Here is a 3,499-nt window from a genome sequence, read left to right as displayed (position 1 = left end):
CCGGTACCCGGCGGGCGTGAACTCCACCGTCACGCCCGGGGGAAGGGCCCGGCGCAGTCGCGAGACCTGGGCCTGGAGCGCGCCCTGGGCGCCGGCCGGCGGCTCGTCCCCGTACAGGCCGTCGACGAGCCGCTCCACCGGGACGGTCCGGCCCGCGTCGAGGAGGAGCCGGGCGAGCAGGGCGCGGACCTTGGGGCCGCCGACGGCGGGCACCGGGGTGCCGGTGGCGTCGGTCATGGCGAGCGGTCCGAGGAGGCGGAACATCATGGGGCGGATTGTGTCCCGGCGGATGGCGGCTCCTCCAGCCTCCGATCTCCGGTCTCCGATCTCCAGCCTCCGGTCTCCGGTCTCGGTCTCCGGCCTCCCGGTGTCCGTCAGGTCGTCGTCCTCGCGCGCGTGGCTGGGTTGCGGGCGGTCAGGGTGACCCCGACGGCGACCGTAGCCGCCGCGACGAGCCCGGCCGCCAGGACCGCCCAGCGGCCCGCGAACGAGCACATCAGGATCGCGAACGACGAGACCGGAAGCACCAGTTGCTGGGCGATGCCGACCTTGAAGTAGCGGGCGTGCAGCAGCCACACCGACAGCAGGAACACGGCCGAGGGGATCGTCACGGCGGCGGAGGCGGCGAGCGTGGAGATGTGGGCCTTGCCCACGGCCTGCTCGACGGCGATCTCCAGGCCGGCCCCGACGGCGGCGGCCGACGCGAAGATCACGTAGTGGCCGTAGCCCCACAGGAAGGCCTGGCGGCTGGAGGTCAGCCGGTCGTGGGCGGGCACGACGAAGTAGATCCACCAGGCGGCGAAGACGAGCAGCAGACCGCCCACGGCGATCGGGAGGACCTCGCCGAGGGCGTCGTTCTCGACGATGCCCGTCTTCACGGCGACGGTCGCGGCGGCGACGGTCTCGCCGAGCACGATGATCGTGAACAGGCCGTACCGTTCGGCGATGTGGTGCGGATGCCAGGCGCTGCCCGCGTCCTTCTCCGCGTACAGCGGTACGGCCAGCTCGGCCAGCGCCATCACCAGGAAGACCCACGGGCGGGCCGGCTCGGGCGCCAGGACCAGTGCGAGCCAGCCGACCTGGACGGCGATGACCCCGCCCGCGTACCGGCGGCACATCGTCCGCTCGGCCGGGTCGGTGGCGTGGTGGGCGGCGCGCAGCCACTGCGAGGCCATGGCGAGCCGCATCACGACGTAGCCGAGGTAGACGACGAGGAAGTCGTGCTCCTCGAAGGCGCGCGAGACGCCGGCGGCGAGCACGAGCACACCGGCGATCTGGACGAGGGTGATGACCCGGTAGAGGACGTCGTCGTTGTCGTACGCCGAGGCGAACCAGGAGAAGTTCATCCAGGCCCACCAGATCGCGAAGAAGACCATCGCGTAGTCGAGGATGCCCTGGCCCGCGTGGCCCTCGGCGACCGCGTGCACGAGCTCGGCACCGGCCTGGGCGACGGCCACGACGAAACACAGGTCGAAGAAGAGCTCCAGGGACGTGGCGACCCGGTGCGACTCCTCGCGGGAGCGGGCGGTGAGGGGCAGGAACGGTTGTGTCATGTGCACCAGCACAGCAGAGCGGGCGGCGGGCCCGCTCGCATGGCGCGCTCCGGGCACCTGCGGGCCCGCATGCCACGCCCGGAGGGTGGCCTACGACCCGCGGACCGGCAGGACCTACGTCGGCACCTTCGGCTCCTTCATCGGCTTCGCCGCCGCCCTGCCGATGCTCATCAAGACCACGTTCCCGGACTACTCGGTCGCCGTGTACGCCTGGATGGGCCCGGCCGTGGGCGCCCTGGCCCGCTGGGGCGGCGGCTGGATCGCGGACAGGTGGGGCGGTGCCCGGGTCACGATCCTGTCGTTCGTGGGCATGGCCGCCTCGATCGTCGGAGTGATCGACTTCCTGCCCTCGGGCGGTGACGGCGGCTCCTTCCACGGCTTCTTCTTCTGCTTCCTCGCCGCGTTCTTCTTCTCCGGAATCGGCAACGGCTCCACCTTCCGCCAGATCCCGGTCATCTTCCGCGGCGCCCACCTCAAGGGCCTCACCGAAGGCACCCCGGAATACACCAGGGCCCTGAAGCAGGCGGAAATGGAGTCCGGCGCGGTCACCGGCTTCACCTCGGCCGTCGCCGCCTACGGCTTCTTCTTCATCCCGGCCCTCTTCGGCTCGGTGGCCGTGACCAGCGCGATGTGGGGATTCGTCGCCTTCTACGCCAGCTGCATGGCCGTGACCTGGTGGTTCTACGCCCGCAAGGGCGCCGAGGCCCCCAGCTGAACCACCCCTCCTCCGCGAAAGGCCCCGCCACGGCGGGGCCTTTCCGCACGCCCGGTCCTTTGGGCGTCATCCCGATGGGTGAGGTGCCGTCGGATGAACGGTGCCGTTCCCGGCCGTGTGGAGGATTCGACGCCTCTGTGGGCGATGAGGAACTCGCCGCAAGACCTCCCTCCTCGTGTCCGGGGTAGCCGACGCGTCACTCCTAAAGGGGGCAAAACAGGACTGAACAGGGCATATCGCTTTACCGTGGCCGCGTGACCGAGCCACCGCAGACAGCCGAGCCGACCTCCGCATCCGGCCCCGACCCGGGCCCCGCGCCCGGCCTCACGGCGGCCGGCGGCCCTGCGGCCCAGACCCCTGCGCCCCGGACGCCCGCCGCCGTGCGCCGTCGCGCCGCCCTCGTCGGCGCCGCCGTCTCCGCCCTGCTGATCCTCGCGATCGTCCTCGGCAGCCGTCTGCTCCGCGACTTCGACTCGGCCCTCCTGCCGTACGCCGTGGCCACCGTCTTCCTCGCCTTCGGAGTCGCCTACCGCTACACGGTCTGGATCTCCGCGCCCGGTGCCCGCCGCCTCTTCCGGCAGGGCTGGCGCTCCTTCTTCTCCGCTGCGAACTTCCGCAAGGCGCCCACCGCCCTGCCGAGGATGATCGCCACCTACCTCGGCCTCCAGAAGTTCCTCGGCGCCCGCTCGCACGCCCGCTGGGCCGCCCACCAGCTCGTCTTCTGGGGCTGTCTGCTCGCCGCCGCGATCACCTTCCCGCTCACCTGGGGCTGGTTCACCTTCACCTCGGCCACCGGCTCGGGCCCCGGCTACGAGATGCGGATCTGGGGCTTCAAGATCATCGGATTCGACGCGCTCAACGCCGTCGGCTGGCTGATGTTCCACGGCCTCGACATCGCCGCCGTCCTCGTCATCGCCGGCGCCTCCTACTTCCTGTGGCGCCGCATGAAGGACCGGGGCGCCATCACCGGCCAGCGCTTCGCCTACGACCTCGTACCGCTGCTCGCCCTCATCGTCATCTCGGTGACCGGCCTGCTGCTGACCTTCTCGTCGATCTTCCTGCACGGCGGCGGCTACGAGTTCCTCGCGGTCCTCCACATGGTGTCCGTCGTCTTCACCCTGATCTACATCCCCTTCGGGAAGTTCTTCCACATCGTCCAGCGGCCCGCCGCCGTCGGCATGCAGCTCTTCAAGTACACGTCCCGCCGCGAGGGCGAGGCCGTCGACGACGT

At 71.1% G+C, this 3,499-nt stretch carries 4 protein-coding genes; 2 read left to right on the top strand and 2 right to left on the bottom strand.

The window, feature by feature from the left end; all coding sequences use genetic code 11:
* Both CCN56_RS29380 and CCN56_RS29375 read right to left on the bottom strand, forming a co-directional pair.
* Window positions 1-267: helix-turn-helix domain-containing protein (locus tag CCN56_RS29380; RefSeq protein WP_143664657.1), on the bottom strand; the 267-nt coding region annotated here is incomplete at its 3' end.
* Between the two features lie 107 nt (window positions 268-374).
* Window positions 375-1,553, bottom strand: a complete 1,179-nt coding sequence (locus CCN56_RS29375) for a low temperature requirement protein A (protein ID WP_086830987.1) — start codon at window positions 1,551-1,553, stop codon at window positions 375-377.
* Window positions 1,554-1,638: 85 nt separating this feature from the next.
* Between CCN56_RS29375 and CCN56_RS29370 the strand changes: the two genes are divergently transcribed.
* On the top strand, window positions 1,639-2,268 hold the full coding sequence (locus tag CCN56_RS29370) for a hypothetical protein (protein WP_256962224.1): 630 nt from the start codon (window positions 1,639-1,641) through the stop codon (window positions 2,266-2,268).
* A 380-nt stretch (window positions 2,269-2,648) separates the two neighbouring features.
* On the top strand, window positions 2,649-3,499 hold an 851-nt coding region (locus CCN56_RS29365), incomplete at its 3' end, for an MFS transporter (RefSeq protein ID WP_373412912.1).

The sequence above is a fragment of the Streptomyces sp. NRRL B-24572 genome, assembly GCF_002156145.1.
Taxonomy (GTDB): Bacteria; Actinomycetota; Actinomycetes; order Streptomycetales; family Streptomycetaceae; genus Streptomyces; species Streptomyces vietnamensis.
This window is presented reverse-complemented; position numbering and strand designations above follow the sequence as displayed.